General features: G+C 61.3%; 18 protein-coding genes. 7 read left to right on the top strand and 11 right to left on the bottom strand.

What is annotated here, in order from left to right; genetic code table 11:
* The coding region (locus MRBLMU1_RS05870) for a hypothetical protein (RefSeq protein ID WP_363498412.1) at positions 1-242 on the top strand (242 nt) is incomplete at its 5' end.
* Positions 243-412: 170 nt separating this feature from the next.
* Here MRBLMU1_RS05870 and MRBLMU1_RS05875 read toward each other — a convergent pair.
* From MRBLMU1_RS05875 to MRBLMU1_RS05885, 3 genes are all read right to left on the bottom strand, one after another.
* A complete protein-coding gene (locus MRBLMU1_RS05875; protein ID WP_363498415.1) occupies positions 413-760 on the bottom strand; it encodes a GNAT family N-acetyltransferase in 348 nt (115 codons plus the stop codon).
* Between the two features lie 230 nt (positions 761-990).
* Positions 991-1,356 carry a DUF4844 domain-containing protein gene (locus MRBLMU1_RS05880; RefSeq protein WP_363498418.1) on the bottom strand — a complete coding sequence of 122 codons (366 nt, stop codon included), beginning with the start codon at positions 1,354-1,356 and terminating at the stop codon, positions 991-993.
* A gap of 195 nt (positions 1,357-1,551) precedes the next feature.
* Positions 1,552-2,451 carry a LysR family transcriptional regulator gene (locus MRBLMU1_RS05885; RefSeq protein WP_363498420.1) on the bottom strand — a complete coding sequence of 300 codons (900 nt, stop codon included), beginning with the start codon at positions 2,449-2,451 and terminating at the stop codon, positions 1,552-1,554.
* Between the two features lie 127 nt (positions 2,452-2,578).
* On the opposite strand from MRBLMU1_RS05885, the gene MRBLMU1_RS05890 reads away from it, so the two are divergent.
* From MRBLMU1_RS05890 to MRBLMU1_RS05905, 4 genes are all read left to right on the top strand, one after another.
* Positions 2,579-3,757, top strand: a complete 1,179-nt coding sequence (locus MRBLMU1_RS05890; protein ID WP_363498423.1) for an ABC transporter substrate-binding protein — start codon at positions 2,579-2,581, stop codon at positions 3,755-3,757.
* 22 nt (positions 3,758-3,779) lie between these two features.
* Complete coding sequence (locus MRBLMU1_RS05895; protein ID WP_363498426.1) at positions 3,780-4,799, top strand: aromatic ring-hydroxylating dioxygenase subunit alpha; 1,020 nt, start codon at positions 3,780-3,782, stop codon at positions 4,797-4,799.
* 5 nt (positions 4,800-4,804) lie between these two features.
* The gene (locus MRBLMU1_RS05900; protein WP_363498428.1) at positions 4,805-5,749 is read left to right on the top strand and encodes a PDR/VanB family oxidoreductase; all 945 of its coding nucleotides are present in this window, start codon (positions 4,805-4,807) and stop codon (positions 5,747-5,749) included.
* A 93-nt stretch (positions 5,750-5,842) separates the two neighbouring features.
* Positions 5,843-6,304: a cache domain-containing protein gene (locus MRBLMU1_RS05905; protein ID WP_363498431.1), complete on the top strand. Its 462-nt coding sequence runs from the start codon at positions 5,843-5,845 to the stop codon at positions 6,302-6,304.
* A gap of 45 nt (positions 6,305-6,349) precedes the next feature.
* Here the strand turns inward: MRBLMU1_RS05905 and MRBLMU1_RS05910 are convergent, their stop codons facing one another.
* The 7 genes from MRBLMU1_RS05910 to MRBLMU1_RS05940 all read right to left on the bottom strand — a co-directional run bounded on the left by MRBLMU1_RS05910 (position 6,350) and on the right by MRBLMU1_RS05940 (position 12,348).
* On the bottom strand, positions 6,350-7,051 hold the full coding sequence (locus tag MRBLMU1_RS05910; RefSeq protein WP_363498434.1) for an ABC transporter ATP-binding protein: 702 nt from the start codon (positions 7,049-7,051) through the stop codon (positions 6,350-6,352).
* Entirely contained in the window at positions 7,044-7,802 is a 759-nt protein-coding gene (locus MRBLMU1_RS05915) for an ABC transporter ATP-binding protein (RefSeq protein ID WP_363498438.1), read from the bottom strand. The genes MRBLMU1_RS05910 and MRBLMU1_RS05915 overlap by 8 nt, the downstream gene beginning before the upstream one ends.
* Positions 7,799-8,791: a branched-chain amino acid ABC transporter permease gene (locus MRBLMU1_RS05920; protein ID WP_363498440.1), complete on the bottom strand. Its 993-nt coding sequence runs from the start codon at positions 8,789-8,791 to the stop codon at positions 7,799-7,801. Before MRBLMU1_RS05920 ends, MRBLMU1_RS05915 begins: the two co-directional genes overlap by 4 nt.
* Before the next feature lie 50 nt (positions 8,792-8,841).
* Complete coding sequence (locus tag MRBLMU1_RS05925; protein WP_363498442.1) at positions 8,842-9,708, bottom strand: branched-chain amino acid ABC transporter permease; 867 nt, start codon at positions 9,706-9,708, stop codon at positions 8,842-8,844.
* Positions 9,709-9,805: 97 nt separating this feature from the next.
* Positions 9,806-11,008: a 3-oxoadipyl-CoA thiolase gene (pcaF, locus tag MRBLMU1_RS05930; RefSeq protein ID WP_363498445.1), complete on the bottom strand. Its 1,203-nt coding sequence runs from the start codon at positions 11,006-11,008 to the stop codon at positions 9,806-9,808.
* Positions 11,009-11,023: 15 nt separating this feature from the next.
* A complete protein-coding gene (locus MRBLMU1_RS05935; protein WP_363498448.1) occupies positions 11,024-11,686 on the bottom strand; it encodes a CoA transferase subunit B in 663 nt (220 codons plus the stop codon).
* Positions 11,683-12,348, bottom strand: a complete 666-nt coding sequence (locus tag MRBLMU1_RS05940; protein ID WP_363498451.1) for a 3-oxoacid CoA-transferase subunit A — start codon at positions 12,346-12,348, stop codon at positions 11,683-11,685. The genes MRBLMU1_RS05935 and MRBLMU1_RS05940 overlap by 4 nt, the downstream gene beginning before the upstream one ends.
* A gap of 162 nt (positions 12,349-12,510) precedes the next feature.
* On the opposite strand from MRBLMU1_RS05940, the gene MRBLMU1_RS05945 reads away from it, so the two are divergent.
* The gene (locus MRBLMU1_RS05945) at positions 12,511-13,350 is read left to right on the top strand and encodes an IclR family transcriptional regulator domain-containing protein (protein WP_363498454.1); all 840 of its coding nucleotides are present in this window, start codon (positions 12,511-12,513) and stop codon (positions 13,348-13,350) included.
* Between the two features lie 218 nt (positions 13,351-13,568).
* Here MRBLMU1_RS05945 and MRBLMU1_RS05950 read toward each other — a convergent pair whose 3' ends face one another.
* Complete coding sequence (locus tag MRBLMU1_RS05950; protein ID WP_363498457.1) at positions 13,569-14,660, bottom strand: porin; 1,092 nt, start codon at positions 14,658-14,660, stop codon at positions 13,569-13,571.
* Positions 14,661-14,865: 205 nt separating this feature from the next.
* Between MRBLMU1_RS05950 and MRBLMU1_RS05955 the strand changes: the two genes are divergently transcribed.
* Positions 14,866-16,041 carry an ABC transporter substrate-binding protein gene (locus MRBLMU1_RS05955; protein ID WP_414646030.1) on the top strand — a complete coding sequence of 392 codons (1,176 nt, stop codon included), beginning with the start codon at positions 14,866-14,868 and terminating at the stop codon, positions 16,039-16,041.

Genomic DNA, 16,041 nt, shown 5'->3' on the forward strand with positions numbered 1-16,041 from the left:
TCTGCCTGCTTCAGGATGGCGATGATTTGGCTGTCGGTGAATCGGGAAGTCTTCATTGCAGAACTTTCAAAAAGCTAATTGAGAAAATTCTACTTCTGATGGCGATCATTTGCAGGGGGGATTACCCCCGAAGTGTTCATGCTCAGACACTAATTCATTTTCAGGCTTTCCTGCATACGCCCGCATGGCGGCAGAAAATCGTCTCAGACCTATCTTGGAACCTTGGAGCCGCTATTCTTTAGCCTCATCGTTTCGTTCGTAAAAGAAACCGAGTTCACGCCATTCGCGCTGTGTGCTTTCATTGATTTTTGGTGAAGGCATTTCTGCTCCGCAGAGGTCAATACTTTTCATGTCCGTCTAGGTCTCCTTCTGGCCGAAAGCGGAAATCGGCATGTCGCTGATCGCGCCAGCTTCAAGTGCGCTCACGCATGTAACTATTGATTCCCTTGCCATACAACTCAGTTTCCATTTCGTACGCCGTTCCCAGGCGCTCGGCAACACGACGCGATGATTCATTGCCGGGAGCGATCAGCGCCCGAACCTTTGGCTCACGTCGCACCTCGAACGCATAATTCAAGACTACCGCCGCCGCTTCGTTCGCAATTCCTTTTCCCCAGAATGCTCGATAGGTATTCCATCCCATCTCCATCACAGTTGATTCGGAGCGGAAGAAAGCTCCCACGCTGCCAACCACCTGCCCCGTCTGCCGATCCTCTATCGACCACCAACCAGCCCCGCTTAGCAGACCATAATCCAGCATGTGAACTGAAGATGCGCCAAGCGGTCTCGCGGTCTGCCGAGCCTAAGTAAGCTGAGCTTTCAGCATTCGACAAATGGTCTGCAAATAACGCGAAGTCGTCAACACGATATTCCCGAAGCGTAAGCCGATCTGTGTGAAGGCGAGGTATGGAAATCGTAAGGGCGTGATTCATGAGAAGTACATCCTTAAATGTCAAATGGTGTTCAACGTCTGATTTTGGCCGAACGCGATCAAATTCCACCTAGGTAGGCACTAAGTAGGCCATCGGAACTCTCAATACCTAAAACGTCCATTATAGATTCGAGTTCAGTGCCGAAATGGTCGCGCCCTTCAGTGTCCTCGTTCTCAACCAACCTTAGCGAACGTTGGAATTCGGTGAGAACCCAGAGCTTTGTTGGATTGGACTGAATCCCATTTATCAATCGACCAAGCAAGTCGTTGAGAACAGTTGAAAGGCGTTCCTTCTCTTCCGCTGTGTTTTCTCCGGGAAGAGAACCAAATTTTTCTACCACTTTCAAGATGTGTAACTTTGTCACCATCGACTCATCAATCTCGAGGGGCGCGTCACTAACTTCGGACAGGGGATCATAGCTCATATGCGAATCTTAATTTTCTATTCTTGGTGGGTGGCGGCTCTTGGCAGCTTGGATTCCGTCTTGCATCCTGTTTTGCCAAATTACTTTTTTTATAAGTATAAACTCTGTTGGGGAATCCGGCCGGTCAAAATGAGATTACCGCAACGGCGCCATCGCTCCAACTCGCCAACCTGATTTGGAACGTGAACCCCGCAGTTAGTCCGCGAACAGCTCCACGATCAGTGAACGCAGCCATGCGTTGGCGCCGTCCTTGGCGAACTTGCGGTGCCAATACTGCTTCAGATCGAATCGCGGTATCTCCATCGGCGGCTCCATCAGCTTGATCGCCGCGAACTGAGCGAAACTCTCCCCCACCGCGCGCGGCACGGTCGCCACCAAGTCGCCGGCCGAGATCAAAAACGGAATCGACATGAAGTGCGGCGTCTCCAGCACCACGCGGCGGCGTATCCGCCTGCGTATCAGGAACTGCTCAAACAGTTCCTGACTGCGGCCTTCGGCGCGTATCACCGCGTGCCCCATCTCCAGGAACTGCTTCATGCTCAGTGTACGGCGGCGCTGATGATGCACTGCGCTGAGCAGGCAGACAAAGGAGTGCGAGAACAGGCGCTGCTGGAAAAAATTGCGGTTCTTCAGATCCGGAAAATAGCCGACCGCCAGATCGACATCGCCCTGTTCCAGTGCCAGTGTCAGCTCGCGCGGCGGCATCGTCACGGAACAGATGCTGGCGCCCGGGGCATCCCGCCTTAAACGGTCGAGCAGCCTTGGTAAAAAAGTCATCTCGCCGATATCCGACAGCGCCACCGTGAATTTGCGCTCGGTGGTGGCGGGATCGAACTGCACGCTGGCCAATACTCCGGTCTCTAACCGCTGCAAGATATCCCGGGTGGGACTGACCAAGGCCAGCGCACGCGGCGTCGGCTCCATCCCATGCGCTGTCCGGATGAACAGCGGATCGCCCAGCGCCTTGCGCAGCTTATTCAGGGCCACGCTGACCGCCGGCTGGCTCATACCCAGCTTACGCGCCGCGCCGCTGACGCTGCGTTCCTCATGGATGGCCAGCGCCACCGGCAACAGATTCAGGTCGAATGCCGTCATGTTTTTACCCCTACCTCAATTAGAAAATCGCATAAACATTATGCAGTAAATTCTATTTTCAAATACAACGGCTTGCGTGATCATAGCCACACAACAAAGCCGCAAAACAACCACAACGGAGACAACCATGTATCGCATTCCATTTGCGCTGGCGGGCGCCCTGCTATCCCTGTCTTTCCACATCCATGCGGCGGAAGCGCAGCCGGTGCGCATCGGCGTTATCACCTCGCTGAGCGGCGTTGCGGCGCCAAGCGGCGAACAAATGAAGGCCGGTATCGACACCTGGCTGCGCATGAACGGCGACACCGTGGCCGGCAGGAAGCTGGAAGTCATCTACAAGGACGACACAGGCGCGCAGGCCGATGTCGCGAAGCGCCTGGCGACGGAACTGATCAGCCGGGACAACGTCGACATCCTCGCCGGTTTCGTCTTCACGCCCAACGCCATGTCGGCCGCCGCCGTGGCGGACCGCGCCAGGAAGCCAATGGTTGTCATGAATGCCGCGGCCTCCACCATCACCACCCGTTCGCCGTACATCACGCGCACCTCCTACACCATCGCGCAGTCGGTCAAGCCGCTGGCCGAATGGGCATATAAGACCGGCTCGCGCCGCGTGTTCTCCATCGTCGCCGACTACGCGCCGGGACATGACGCGCATACCTGGTTCACCAGCAGCTTCACGGCGCTGGGCGGCACCGTTATCGATAGCGTCAAGGTGCCTCTGACCACCATCGACTTCAGTGCCTACCTGCAGCGCATCAAGGACGCCAAGCCAGACGCCATCCACGTCTTCCTGCCCAACGGCCAGCCCATGGTGTCCTTCATGAAGGCTTACAAGGAAAAGGGGCTGGATAAAGCCGGCATCCGCTTCCTTGGCGGCGAAGGCTGGGCCGACGAAGATGTATTGAACGCCGCCGGCGAGGCAATGAGCGGCATCTACACCGCCGGCTTCTATTCCTCCTTCCGTCCCGGCGCCGACAACGCCGCCTTCACGGCGGCATTCGCAAAAACCGTCAACGGCCGCTTCAAGCCCAACTTCCAGGCCGCATCCGCCTACGACGGCATGGCCTTGATCGCCGCCACCTTGACCCGAACCAGGGGCAACGCCGACGGCGCCGCCTTCATGGCCGCGCTCAAGGGCTACAAAGCCGCCAGCCCACGCGGCACCGTCGTCATCGACGACAAAACCAACGACATCGTCCAGACCATCTACATCCGCCGCATCGACAAGCTGGCCGATGGCCGTTACGGCGCCACCGAGATAGACCGCTACGACGGCGTGCGCGATCCCGCCAAGCCTAACTAAATCAATCAACAGGAGTAATGTCATGTTCCCTCTGAATCAATGGTATGTCGCGGGCTTCGCCTGGGAGTTGCAGGACAAGCCGCTGGCGCGCACGCTGCTCAACCAGCCCATCGTCATGTTCCGCACAGCCGCCGGCGAAATCGCCGCGCTGGAGGACCGCTGCTGCCACCGCAGCGTGCCGCTGTCGTGCGGTTCCATCGATGGCGGCGGAATCCGCTGCGGCTATCATGGCCTGCTGTATGCGCCGAGCGGCGTATGCATCGAGATTCCGGGCCAGCTGAAAATCCCAGGCAAGGCCAAGGTGAAAGCCTACACATCGGCTGTGCGCAACCAGGTGATCTGGATATGGTTCGGCGCCGACGCGGACAGTCAGCCATCCGGTCCTCCACCGGAGGTACCGGCCCACGACGATCCGCGCTACCGCTACAAGGGCGGCGCCTTCCACTACCGCGCGCCGTATCAGCTGATCCACGATAATCTGCTGGACCTCAGCCACGTCGGCTACGTGCACGGCAAAACCATCGGCGGCAACGCCCGCACGCACATGGAGGCGCCGACCACGGTCACCTCCGAGGGAGACCATGTGCGCGTGGTGCGATGGATGAAATCCTCGCAACCTCCGGCCACCTACTGCGCCGCCTGGCCGTTCAAGGGCGAAATCGACCGCTGGCAGGAAATCGACTTTAAAGGCAGTCATTTGCAGATCTTTACCGGCGCGGTCGATGCCGGCGCCGAGCCGCTAGACGATCCACTGCGCGGAGGTTTCCATATGCGCGGATTCCACGGCATCACGCCGGAGACAGAGACCACATCGCACTACTTCTGGACCATGGCCAGTTCCGCGCATCCGGACCAGCCGGACAACGCGGAACTGGTTTACCGCCAGACCGAGCAAACCTTCGAGGAGGACCGCGTCATCATCGAAGCGCAGTACCGCAACATGCAGCAGTTTTCCGACGCGCCGATGGTGGACATCCATGTCGACGCCGGCGCCAATCGGGCCCGCCGCATCATCGCACTGCACATCGCTGAACAGGCATGACAGGGATGGAAGCGATCATCACTTCGATCGAGGATTGCGGCGACGTGCGCATCTTCGAACTGCGCGCCACCGACGGTTCCGCGCTGCCGCCGTACGAAGCGGGAGCACATATCGACGTCACCCTTGGCAACGGCCTGACACGGCAATACTCGCTATGCTGCCGCCGGCCCTCCGGCGACAGCTACCGCATCGCCGTCAAGCGCGATCCGAACTCGCGCGGCGGTTCCGAGTGGCTGCACAAGGAGGCCGCCGAGGGTCGCATCATGACAATAGGCCAGCCGCGCAACGCCTTCTCGCTGCGGCCGCCGACAGGCATGCATCTGCTGTTCGCCGGTGGCATCGGCGTCACGCCGCTGCTCTCGATGGCTTACGCCTTGCAGCGCGCCGGCCAGCCTTTCCAGCTGGCGTACTTCGTTCGCAGCCCGGGCGACAACGCCTTCATGCATGAATTGGAAAACGGGCCACTGGCCGGCCACGTCGTCGTGGTCGCGGGCCTGACGCCGCATGACAACGCGGCGCGGATCGAAGCCATGATGCACGCCGCGCCCGCAACGGAAACCACGGTCTACACCTGCGGCCCGGCGCCGTTCATGGACGCAGTCATCGCCCTGGGCGCGGCACGCTTCGGCGTCAACTCGGTGCACAAGGAATCATTCGGCGCGCCGTCATCGGAACGTGGAGAGACGCCATTTACCATGCGGCTGGTGCGCTCGGGCCGCGACATCGACGTCCCCGCCGGCAGCAGCGCGCTCGCATGTCTGCACCAAGCCGGCATCACGATTGACTGTTCGTGCGAAGTGGGCGTATGCGGCACCTGTCGCACCGTTGTGCTGGACGGCAGGCCCGAACATCTCGACTCGGTTTTGAGCGATGCGGAGAAGCAGGCCAATGCCTGCTTCATGCCGTGCGTTTCGCGATCACGCACGCCAGTGTTGTATCTCGATCTCTAATCGCATTTCCTCCTGTCAAGCAAACACCTGTTGCGCTAACATGGTTTGTACCGGGGACACCGGAAAACAATCCATAAAAATACAGGAGATAACATGAAATCATCACCCCTCGTCCCTTCGCTGGCGGCCATCATACTGGCCGCCGCGTTGCCGGCGTTCGCGCAGAACGCATCCAAGGCGGATGTGATCGCACTGGTCGACAAGGCCGTCGCAAACATCGAGAAAAAAGGCGCAGAAGAGGCCTGCAAGGACTTCGCCGATCCCAAGGGAGGATACATCCAGGGCGAACTATACGTTTTCGTCCAGGACGAGAAAATGAAGATGACCTGCCACTCCGCCAATCCGAAAATGAACGGCAAGGACATGTCGGAACTGAAGGACGCCAACGGCAAGCGCTTCACCAAGGAGATGCTCGATGTCGCCATGTCGAACAAACCAGGCTGGGTTGATTACACCTGGGTCAATCCGGTGACCAAGGCGCTGGAACCGAAGACATCCTACATCCGCCTGGCGGCAGGCAAATACACCGTCGGCGTCGGCATCTACAAAAAATAAAGAATAAAAAAGGCGCGCCGCGATGGCGCGCCTGCAAAACGAAGTTCAGGCCACCGACACCAGCTTATCGAGCTTGTCGCCGTCGGCCAGGAGGCTGGCGCTGTCCGAGTCGTGCACGATGCGGCCGCGATCGAGAACGATCGCTCGCTTGGTCAGCGACAGCGCCAGGCGCGCATGCTGCTCCACCACGATCACCGACATGCCCTCCTCCTCCACCAGCTTGCGGATCACCCGCACCAGTTCCTGCACGATGATGGGCGCCAGACCCTCCATCGGCTCGTCGAGCAGCAGGATGCGCGGATTGGTCATCAGCGCGCGCGCGATCGCCACCATCTGCTGCTCGCCACCGGACAACTGGTTGCCCATGTTGGCGCGGCGCTCGAACAGACGCGGGAATATCTGATACACCTTCTGCAGATTCCACGGACCCGGACGTGCAACCACGGTCAAATGCTCCTCCACCGTCAGCGATGGGAACATATGACGTTCCTGCGGCACCCAGCCCAGACCCGAGCGCGAACGTTTGTGCGTCGGCATGCGGGCGATGTCGTTGCCATCCCAGCGAATGCCGCCGCCGTGCAGGCGCGTCAATCCCATCAGCGTGACCAGCAGGCTGGTTTTGCCGACACCATTGCGGCCCAACAGCGCCAGGCTGTCGCCTTCATTCATCGTAAACGACACATCTTCCAGCACGATAGACTCGCCATAGCCGGCGGTGACTTTATCGAGCGCCAGTAACTCACGCATGTTCGGCCTCCCCCAGATACACTTCCTTCACTCGCGGATCCGCCGCGATTTCCTCCGGCGTGCCCTCGGTCAGCACCTTCCCGCCCACCATCACGGTGATGCGGTCGGCGAAGCGGAACACCAGCCCCATATCGTGTTCGATGAAGACCACCGTCACATCGCGCGGCAATTGCGACAGCACTTCGAACAGCTCTTTGCTCTCGGCCGAAGGGATGCCGGCCGCCGGTTCGTCCAGCAGCAGGATGCGCGGCTTGGTCGCCAGCGCCAGCGCGATCTCCACCAGCCGCTGCTTACCGTACGCCATGCTGCGGGTGATGCTGTTGGCCTGGTCGGTCAATTTCAGGGTGGCCAGCAGCTCCATCGCCTCGTCGATGACCTCGGGATGGTTTTCCACCGTCTTGTACCAGACCGACTGCAAGCCGCGACGCTCGCTGATCGCCAGCGCCAGCGATTCCAGCACCGTCATCCCCGCGAACAGGGTGTTGAGCTGGAAGGTACGCGTCATGCCGCGATGTACCCGCTCGTGCTGCGGCAGATTGGTGATGTCCTCGCCGCCCAGATAGACCTTGCCGCTGCTGGGCATGAAGCCGCCGGTCAGCAGATTGATGAAAGTGGTCTTGCCGGCGCCGTTAGGGCCGATCAGCGCGTGGCGCGCGCCGGGTTCGAAGGTCAAGGTCACGTCGCTGTTTGCGACGAATCCGCCCCAGCGCTTGCTTAGTCCTTCGGTGCGCAGTGTGATGTCCTGGCTCATGCCTGCTCCTTACGGGATGGTTTGAAACGCTGGGCGATCTTCTCCAGTCCGCCCAGGATGCCGCCGCGAGCGAACAACACGATCAGCACCAGCAGCAAGCCGATATAGAACTGCCAGTAGGCCGGATTGAGGCCGGAAATGTAATCCTGCGCGATCATGAACACGGCGGCGCCGATCAGCGCACCGTAAAGGCGCCCCGTCCCGCCCAGCACCAGCATGATCAATAGCTCGGCGGATCGCGGGAAGCCGAGCGCGTCGAGTCCGACGAACTGCGTCGTCTGCGCCAGCAGCGCGCCAGCCACGCCGGCGATTGCCGCGGCGGCCGTGAAGATGGCGATCAGGCGGCGATTGACGTTGACACCCAGCGAAGGCATGCGGCGCACGCCTTCGCGGATGCCGATCAGGCTCAAACCGAACGGCGACTTGACCACGCGGCGCAGCACCACGAACAGGATGAACAGCACGGCGAAGCTGTACCAGAAGGCCACCGTTCCGTTCAAGTCGAATTCGAACACGCCGAACAGCTTACCGACCATCATGCCGGACAGGCCATCGACGCCACCGGTGATGAAGGAGGCCTTGTTGGCCGCTTCGTGCAGCATCAGGCAAATGCCCATGGTGACCATCAAGCGCGTCAAATCCTGGCCGCGCACCACGAGGAACGATGTGACGAAGCCGAATACGCCCGCCACCACCGCGCCGGCCAGCAGGCCGCTGAGCGGCTCGCCCCAGCCATGCACCGCCAGCAGGCCGGCGGTGTAGGCGCCCAGGCCGAAGAAGGCGGCATGTCCCAGCGAGACGATGCCGGCGTAGCCGAGGATCAGATCCAGCGACAGCGCGAACAGGCCGATGATCATGATCTGGCTGATCAGCACCAGATAGCCGGGAAATGCGAAATACGCGATCACCGGCAGCAGCCAGAAGACGATTTCCAGCGGCTTCCAACGGTCGTTCGGCAGTTTCAGTTGGCGTTTCTGTAGTGGCGTCATGACGGTCTTTGCGACAGGAACAGGTTTAACTGCGGTTTCGGTGAAGGCGTTCATGCTTTCCTCCGCACCAGGCCAGCCGGGAAGACGATCAGCAGCACCACCATCAGCGCGTAAATGACAAAGGCGCCGATTTCAGGCACGTAGTATTTGCCGGCGACGTCGAACACGCCCAGTATCACCGCAGCCAGCAGCGGCCCCTTGATGGTGCCGGCGCCGCCCACCGCCACGACGAGCAGGAAGTAGACCATGTATTTGATCGGGAAGGTCGGGTCGAGGCCCAGCACGTCGATGCCAAGGCCGCCGCCCAAGCCGGCCAGGCCGGAACCCAGCGCGAAGGTCAGGCTGAATACCAGGCTGACGTTGATGCCGAGGCCCGCCGACGCGGTTTGATTGTCGACCGACGCGCGGATCTGCGCGCCGAAGCGGGTACGTTCGATCAGCAATCCAAGCGCGATGGTGATCAGCACCACGATCGCGATCAAGAACAGCCGGTAGGCGCCGACGTCGAGGCCAAACAGCGATACCTGCCCGTGCAGCCAAGCCGGCAGCGTGACCGGCTGCTGCGTTGGTCCGAAGAAGTAAGTGGCGGCGGCCACGGACATGAAGGTCAGGCCGATGGAGAACAGCACCTGATCGAGGTGGCTGGCCTTGTACAGGCGGCGATACAGCAGCCGCTCCAGCACCAGTCCCACCAAGGCGGAAGCAATGAACGCCAGCGGCAACGACGCCAGGAATGGCACGCCCAGGCGGGACAGCAGCATCACGCTGACGTACCCGCCCAGCATCGCGAAGGCGCCGTGGGCGAGGTTAATAAAGTTCATCATCCCCATCGTGACCGAGAGGCCGACGCTGATGAGGAAAAGGAGGCTGCCATAGGCGATGCCGTCAAACAGCACGCCCGCCAGATTCGCTAGCATGGCTGCCTCCGTCGATACGCAAGGCGCTCATTGGCGCCGTTTTTTTGCTTGTTCATTTTGTCTCCTGCACTTTTAACTACATTAATTCAAAGCCGCTTTACACCCTCTCGATGATCATCGCGATGCCCTGCCCCACGCCGATGCACATGGTGCACAGTGCATAGCGGCCGCCGGTGCGGTGCAGCTGGTAGGTGGCGGTGGTGACCAGGCGCGCACCGCTCATGCCCAGCGGATGCCCCAACGCGATCGCGCCGCCGTTGGGGTTCACGCGCGGATCGTCGGCGCTCAAACCGAGTTCTCGCAGCACCGCCAGACCCTGCGCGGCAAACGCCTCGTTCAATTCGATCAGGTCCATCTGTTCGAGCGTCAGCCCGGTCTGGCGGAGCAGCTTTTGCACCGCCGGCACCGGACCGATGCCCATCACGCGTGGTGCCACGCCGGCGGTGGCCATGCCGACGATGCGCGTCAGCGGCTTCAGGCCGTGCTTTTGCATGGCGTCGCCGCTGGCGATCAACAACGCGCAGGCGCCGTCGTTGATTCCGGACGCATTGCCGGCGGTGACCGTGCCGTCCGGGCGCACCACGCCTTTGAGCTTGGCCAGCGCCTCCATGGTCGTCGCGCGTGGATGCTCGTCCTGCGCGAAGACGACGGGGTCGCCCTTCTTCTGCGGGATCGAAACCGGCACGATCTCGCGCTCGAAAACGCCTTCGGCGATCGCGGTCGCGGCTCGTTCCTGGCTAGCCAGCGCGAACGCATCCTGGTCGACGCGGCTGACACCGAAATCCTGGGCGACGTTTTCCGCCGTTTCCGGCATCGTGTCGGTGCCGTAGGCTTCCTTCATCTTCTTGTTGACGAAGCGCCAGCCCATCGTCGTGTCCTGCAGCGAGGCGCTGCGCGAGAAGGCAGAATCGGCCTTGCCCATCACGAAAGGCGCGCGTGTCATCGATTCCACGCCGCCGGCGATCATCAGGCAAGCGTCGCCGGCCTGGATCGCGCGCGCAGCCGTGCCGACGGCATCCATGCCGGAGCCGCAAAGACGGTTCAACGTGGTGCCTGGCACCTGCTCCGGCAGCCCGGCCAGCAGCGCCGACATGCGCGCCACGTTGCGGTTATCCTCGCCCGCCTGGTTGGCGCAACCATAGATCACATCGTCCACCTGGTCCCACTGCACGCCCGGATTGCGCTTCATCAGTTCGCGCAGCGGCACCGCGCCCAGGTCGTCGGCACGTACGTCCTTCAGCGCACCGCCATAACGGCCGATCGGGGTGCGGATCGCATCGCAGATATAAGCTTCGTTCATGTTTCGATCCTCGTGTTAAATTCGGTTGTTTGCGGTGGCCGGCGGCAGCAGCTTGGTGCCGGTGGCCGCCTGCAGCTCTTCGAAGGTCAATCCGGGCGCCATTTCGCGCACCGCCAAACCGTCCGGCGTCACATCCAGCACGGCCATGTCAGTATAGATGCGGTTGACGCAGGCGACGCCGGTCAGCGGATAGGTGCACTTGTCCACGATTTTGCTCTCGCCGGTCTTGGTCAGGTGATCCATCATTACGAACACCTGCTTGGCGCCGATCGCCAGATCCATCGCGCCGCCGACGGCCGGTATCGCGTCCGGCGCGCCGGTATGCCAATTGGCCAGGTCGCCATGCTCCGACACCTGGAAGGCACCCAGCACACAGACATCCAGATGGCCGCCGCGCATCATCGCGAACGAATCTCCATGGTGGAAGTACGCTCCCCCGGTCAGCAGGGTCACCGGCTGCTTGCCGGCGTTGATCAGGTCTTCATCCTCCTCGCCCGGCGCGGGTGCGGGCCCCATGCCCAGAAGGCCGTTCTCGCTGTGCAGGAACACCTCGCGCTCGGAAGGCAAGTAATTGGCGACCTTGGTCGGCAAGCCGATGCCCAGGTTGACGTAGGCGCCTTCTGGAATGTCCTGCGCCACGCGGGCCGCGATCTGGTCGCGGGTATATCGGTTGGTCATGAAGCCTCCTGCACCACGCGTTGAACAAAGATACCCGGCGTGACGATCACTTCCGGATCGAGTTCGCCCAGCGGCACCACCTTGCGCACCTGCGCGATCGCCACCTTGGCCGCCATCGCCATGATCGGGCCGAAATTGCGCGCGGTTTTGCGGTAGACCAGATTGCCCCAGCGATCGCCCTGCAGCGCCTTGATCAGCGCGAAGTCGGCGTGGATCGGCGACTCCAGCACGTAATGGCGGCCGTCGATCAGGCGCGTCTCCTTGCCCTCCGCCAGCAGCGTACCGTAGCCGGTCGGCGTGAAGAAGCCGCCGATGCCGGCGCCGGCGGCGCGGATACGCTCCGCCAGATTGCCCTGCGGAGTCAGTTCGAGTTCGATCTCGCCGGCGCGGTACAGCGCGTCGAAATGCTGGGAGTCGGACTGGCGCGGGAAGGAACAGATGATCTTGCGTACCCGTTTGGCCTTGAGCAGCGCGGCCAGTCCGGTTTCGCCGTTGCCGGCATTATTGTTGACGATGGTGAGCTCGCGCGCGCCCTGCGCGATCAGCGCGTCGATCAGCGCAGATGGCATGCCCGCGTTGCCAAAGCCGCCGATCATGACGGTCGCGCCGTCGTGAATGTCGGCGACCGCGCTCTCCAGTGATTCAAAAGTTTTATCGATCATATATATGCCTTGATGATTCGTCGCTCCGCTTGTTCTTTTACCTGCCGTTATGTGCGATAATCGAACTAATGATTGATTACCGCACAGCCAGTGTAGAACTTGCGAATGCCTTGGTCAAGAAAAAACGCCAATTAAATCCACCGTCTGCATTAAAATCACGCCATGTCAAAAGCCACCACCACCGAAATCAGCCCCGCCGAGGCGGACGACGAACGCGAACCGACGATCGCCGAGCAGATCGACGCGATGACCGATCCCAGTTTCATGACTTCCCTGGCCCGCGGCTTGGCCGTGGTGCAGGCCTTCAGCGATTCGCGCAAGCCCCAGACCATCGCTAATATCAGCCAGAAAACCGGCATTCCGCGCGCGGCGGTGCGCCGCTGCCTGCATACGCTGCGCGAACTGGGTTATGTGGACGCCGAGTTGAATAATTTTTCGCTGCGCCCGAAGGTGCTCACGCTCGGCTACTCCTACCTGTCGTCGACGCCGTTGACGGTGTCGGCCCAGCCTTACCTGAACGACATCAGCCGCACCCTGAATGAATCGAGTTCGATGGCGGTGCTGGAGGACGGCGAGGTGCTGTATGTGGCGCGTGCGTCCACCTCGCGCGTGATGTCGGTGGCGCTCAACACGGGCAGTCGCTTGCCGGCCTATTGCACTTCGCTTGGCCGCGTGATGCTGGCGCATCTACCGCCCGCTGAACTGGAGCAGTACCTCGCCAAAACCAAGCTGCGCGCGATGACCGAGAACACGGTCGTCAACCAGAAGCGCCTGCGCGAGATCCTGGCCGACGTGCGGAGGGACGGCTATGCCATCAACGACGAGGAGCTGGAGCTGGGTTTGCGCTCGATCGCGGTGCCCGTGCGCGGCGCCTCCGGCCAGGTGCTGGCGGCGCTGAACGTGGGTGCGCAAGCGGCGCGGGTCAGCGTCAAGCAACTGGAGAAGGAGTTCCTGCCGGTGCTGCTGCGCGGGGCCCAGGAGCTGGCGATTCTGCTGCCGTAATTCGTCACGCGCCGGTGGTAACGCCGGCATGGCGGATTACGCTACGCTAATCCGCCCTACGTGTCTCCGCGATTGATCGACCGCCAACACCACGATCGATCGATGTCCAACGCATCCGGCGCGCCTCCGCGATTGAATGTCGGCCAACGCACACCACGGTTCCACGTAGGGCGGATTAGGCGTAACGCCGTAATCCGCCATGAGCCGCCAATGCTGCCTTAGAAGCTGTGACGCAAACCGCCCATCACACCATTCTGCGTCTTGCCCACGCCAACGGTACCGCCGGCATCAAGCGCCACCGCCGACAGGCCACTGTTCTTCATGCGCCCAATCCCGCCATAGACGGCGGTCCGCTTCGAGAAGTAGTATGTCAAGCGCGCCGTCAGCAAGGTCGCATCCGCGCTGCTGTTCTTCACATCACGCTTGGCCACCTGCGCATCAAGCGTGGTCAATGGCGTGACCGGATAACTCACACCCAGGAAGTACAGATCCGATTCCGTCAAACCCGTCACCGCGCGCGTAGTGCGATCGACCACGCCGGCGCCGATCTTGCCCTCGCCGACCTTGAAGTAACCGTTGACGGTGATGCGCTTGTCGCTGTTGTCGCTGCTCGTCAAGCCGGCGGCCGCGCCGGTGTTCCCGTACATGATGTCGTAGGAGGCATTCAGGCCGTACGCCGGGATCTCGTAGCCGAACAACGCGGTAACCTGGCGGCAGGCCTTGGAATTACCAGCCACCTCTCCGGGACAACCGGTGGCGGCGGGTCCGCCCGCCGCCGACGAATCGCGCCCGGTGCTGTAAGTGGCACCCACCACGAAGTTATTGAAGTTACCCATATAGCCGATGGCGTTGTCGCTGCGCGCGTTCGGCAGATACGGATCGATACTGCCGATCGCGAAGAGGTTCGGGCCCATCACGTCCGCCTTCTGGCCGGCGATGTAGGTCATGTTGATCTGGCGTCCCAGCGTCACGGTACCGAAGGCGCCCTTCAAGCCCACCGATGCCTGGCGGCCGAACAGGCGGTTGCCCTGCTGGCTGGTGCCGGTATCGAGCGCCAGACCAGCTTCCAGCGTGAAAACCGCCTGCAACCCGCCGCCCAGATCCTCGACGCCGCGGAAGCCGATGCGCGATGGGAAGGAACCCGTCAGCGAAGGCATCTTGGTCACGGAATCGCCGGCGGCATTGACGTTGGTGACGTGAACCAGGCCGGTGTCGAGCAGCCCGTACACGGTCACGTTACTTTGCGCCATCGCTGCGGATGCGCCCATGCCTGCCAGAAGCGCCACGGCGCAACGGATACTGTTTTTCATTACTGTCTCCTGTTATTTTATTGGATGTGCGATTATCGAACAATAGGTTGTTAATCGCACATAAATTGGATACTATGATTGTCGCGGGACGTTGTCAAGAAACAGAACGGAAGCGATGAGTCCACAAAACGACACTAGAATGGTCGCGACGCGGCGCTTCGCATCGCCCCACATAGACAAAAACAGAACCAGACAGGAGACCGGCATGACGATGAAAAAATTTGTAAATATTGCGACACTAGCGGCCATCACCCTGGCCGCCATGCCGCTGGCGCGGGCGCAGGACACCATCAAGGTCGGCGTGATCGCGGCGTTCTCCGGCCCCTTCGCCGACTACGGAAAGCAAATGGAAGGCGGCATCAAGGCTTACATGGCGCAGAACGGCGCGACGGTGGCCGGCAAGAAGATCGAGATCATCGTCAAGGACACCACCGGACCGTCGCCGGAGATCGCCAAGCGCCTGGCCCAGGAGCTGGTGGTGCGGGACAAGGTCGATTTCCTCGCCGGCTTCGGCCTGACGCCAGAGGCGCTGGCGGTGGCGCCGATCGCCGAGCAAGCCAAAAAGCCGATGATCATCATGAACGCGGCCACTTCCATCATCACCACCAAGTCCAACTACATCGCGCGCTTCTCCATGACGCTGCCGCAGATCTCGGCGCCGATGGCGACATGGGCGGTGAAGAACAATATCAAGAAGGTCGTCACGCTGGTGGCGGACTACGGTCCCGGCATCGATGCCGAAGCCGCGTTCAAGAGTGAACTGGTCAAGGGCGGCGGCACGGTGACCGAATCGATCCGCGTCCCGCTGCGCAATCCGGAGTTCGCGCCCTACATCCAGCGCATCAAGGACGCCAAGCCGGATGCGGTGTTCATCTTCGTGCCGGCCGGCGAGCAAAGCATCGCCTTCATGAAAGGCTATCGCGAGCGCGGCCTGGCCGAAGCTGGCATCAAGGTCATCGCCACCGGCGACCTGACCGACGACCACGTGCTGCCGGCGATGGGCGACGCCACCTCGGGCGTGATCACCACCTTCCACTATTCGGCCGCGCACAAGTCACCGGAGAATGCGGCATTCCTGAAGAGTTTTGCGGCCACCAACCCGAACGGCGGCCGTCCGAACTTCATGGCCGTGGCCGCGTATGACGGCATGGCCGCGATCTACGAAGTGGCCCGCAAGCTGAATGGCAAGATCGACGGCGACAAGGCGATGGAAGTCCTCAAGACCATCAAACTCAACAGCCCGCGCGGCCCGATCGCGATCGACCCGCAAACCCGCGATATCGTGCAGACGGTCTATGTGCGCAAGGTGGAGAAGATCGGCAATGAGGTCTACAACGTGGAGTTCGACCAGTTCGCCAACCAGAAGGACCCGGGCAAATAA

The organism is Burkholderia sp. LMU1-1-1.1 (assembly GCF_040675865.1).
In the GTDB taxonomy this organism is placed as follows: Bacteria; Pseudomonadota; Gammaproteobacteria; order Burkholderiales; family Burkholderiaceae_D; genus Rugamonas.

Excerpts from the sequence above, each read along its gene's own strand:
- MRBLMU1_RS05875 (WP_363498415.1), bottom strand. The coding sequence starts at position 760 with ATGCTGGATTATGGTCTGCTAAGCGGGGCTGGTTGGTGGTCGATAGAG.
- MRBLMU1_RS05880 (WP_363498418.1), bottom strand. The coding sequence starts at position 1,356 with ATGAGCTATGATCCCCTGTCCGAAGTTAGTGACGCGCCCCTCGAGATT.
- MRBLMU1_RS05885 (WP_363498420.1), bottom strand. The coding sequence starts at position 2,451 with ATGACGGCATTCGACCTGAATCTGTTGCCGGTGGCGCTGGCCATCCAT.
- MRBLMU1_RS05890 (WP_363498423.1), top strand. The coding sequence starts at position 2,579 with ATGTATCGCATTCCATTTGCGCTGGCGGGCGCCCTGCTATCCCTGTCT.
- MRBLMU1_RS05895 (WP_363498426.1), top strand. The coding sequence starts at position 3,780 with ATGTTCCCTCTGAATCAATGGTATGTCGCGGGCTTCGCCTGGGAGTTG.
- MRBLMU1_RS05900 (WP_363498428.1), top strand. The coding sequence starts at position 4,805 with ATGGAAGCGATCATCACTTCGATCGAGGATTGCGGCGACGTGCGCATC.
- MRBLMU1_RS05905 (WP_363498431.1), top strand. The coding sequence starts at position 5,843 with ATGAAATCATCACCCCTCGTCCCTTCGCTGGCGGCCATCATACTGGCC.
- MRBLMU1_RS05910 (WP_363498434.1), bottom strand. The coding sequence starts at position 7,051 with ATGCGTGAGTTACTGGCGCTCGATAAAGTCACCGCCGGCTATGGCGAG.
- MRBLMU1_RS05915 (WP_363498438.1), bottom strand. The coding sequence starts at position 7,802 with ATGAGCCAGGACATCACACTGCGCACCGAAGGACTAAGCAAGCGCTGG.
- MRBLMU1_RS05920 (WP_363498440.1), bottom strand. The coding sequence starts at position 8,791 with ATGACGCCACTACAGAAACGCCAACTGAAACTGCCGAACGACCGTTGG.
- MRBLMU1_RS05925 (WP_363498442.1), bottom strand. The coding sequence starts at position 9,708 with ATGCTAGCGAATCTGGCGGGCGTGCTGTTTGACGGCATCGCCTATGGC.
- pcaF (WP_363498445.1), bottom strand. The coding sequence starts at position 11,008 with ATGAACGAAGCTTATATCTGCGATGCGATCCGCACCCCGATCGGCCGT.
- MRBLMU1_RS05935 (WP_363498448.1), bottom strand. The coding sequence starts at position 11,686 with ATGACCAACCGATATACCCGCGACCAGATCGCGGCCCGCGTGGCGCAG.
- MRBLMU1_RS05940 (WP_363498451.1), bottom strand. The coding sequence starts at position 12,348 with ATGATCGATAAAACTTTTGAATCACTGGAGAGCGCGGTCGCCGACATT.
- MRBLMU1_RS05945 (WP_363498454.1), top strand. The coding sequence starts at position 12,511 with ATGTCAAAAGCCACCACCACCGAAATCAGCCCCGCCGAGGCGGACGAC.
- MRBLMU1_RS05950 (WP_363498457.1), bottom strand. The coding sequence starts at position 14,660 with ATGAAAAACAGTATCCGTTGCGCCGTGGCGCTTCTGGCAGGCATGGGC.
- MRBLMU1_RS05955 (WP_414646030.1), top strand. The coding sequence starts at position 14,866 with ATGACGATGAAAAAATTTGTAAATATTGCGACACTAGCGGCCATCACC.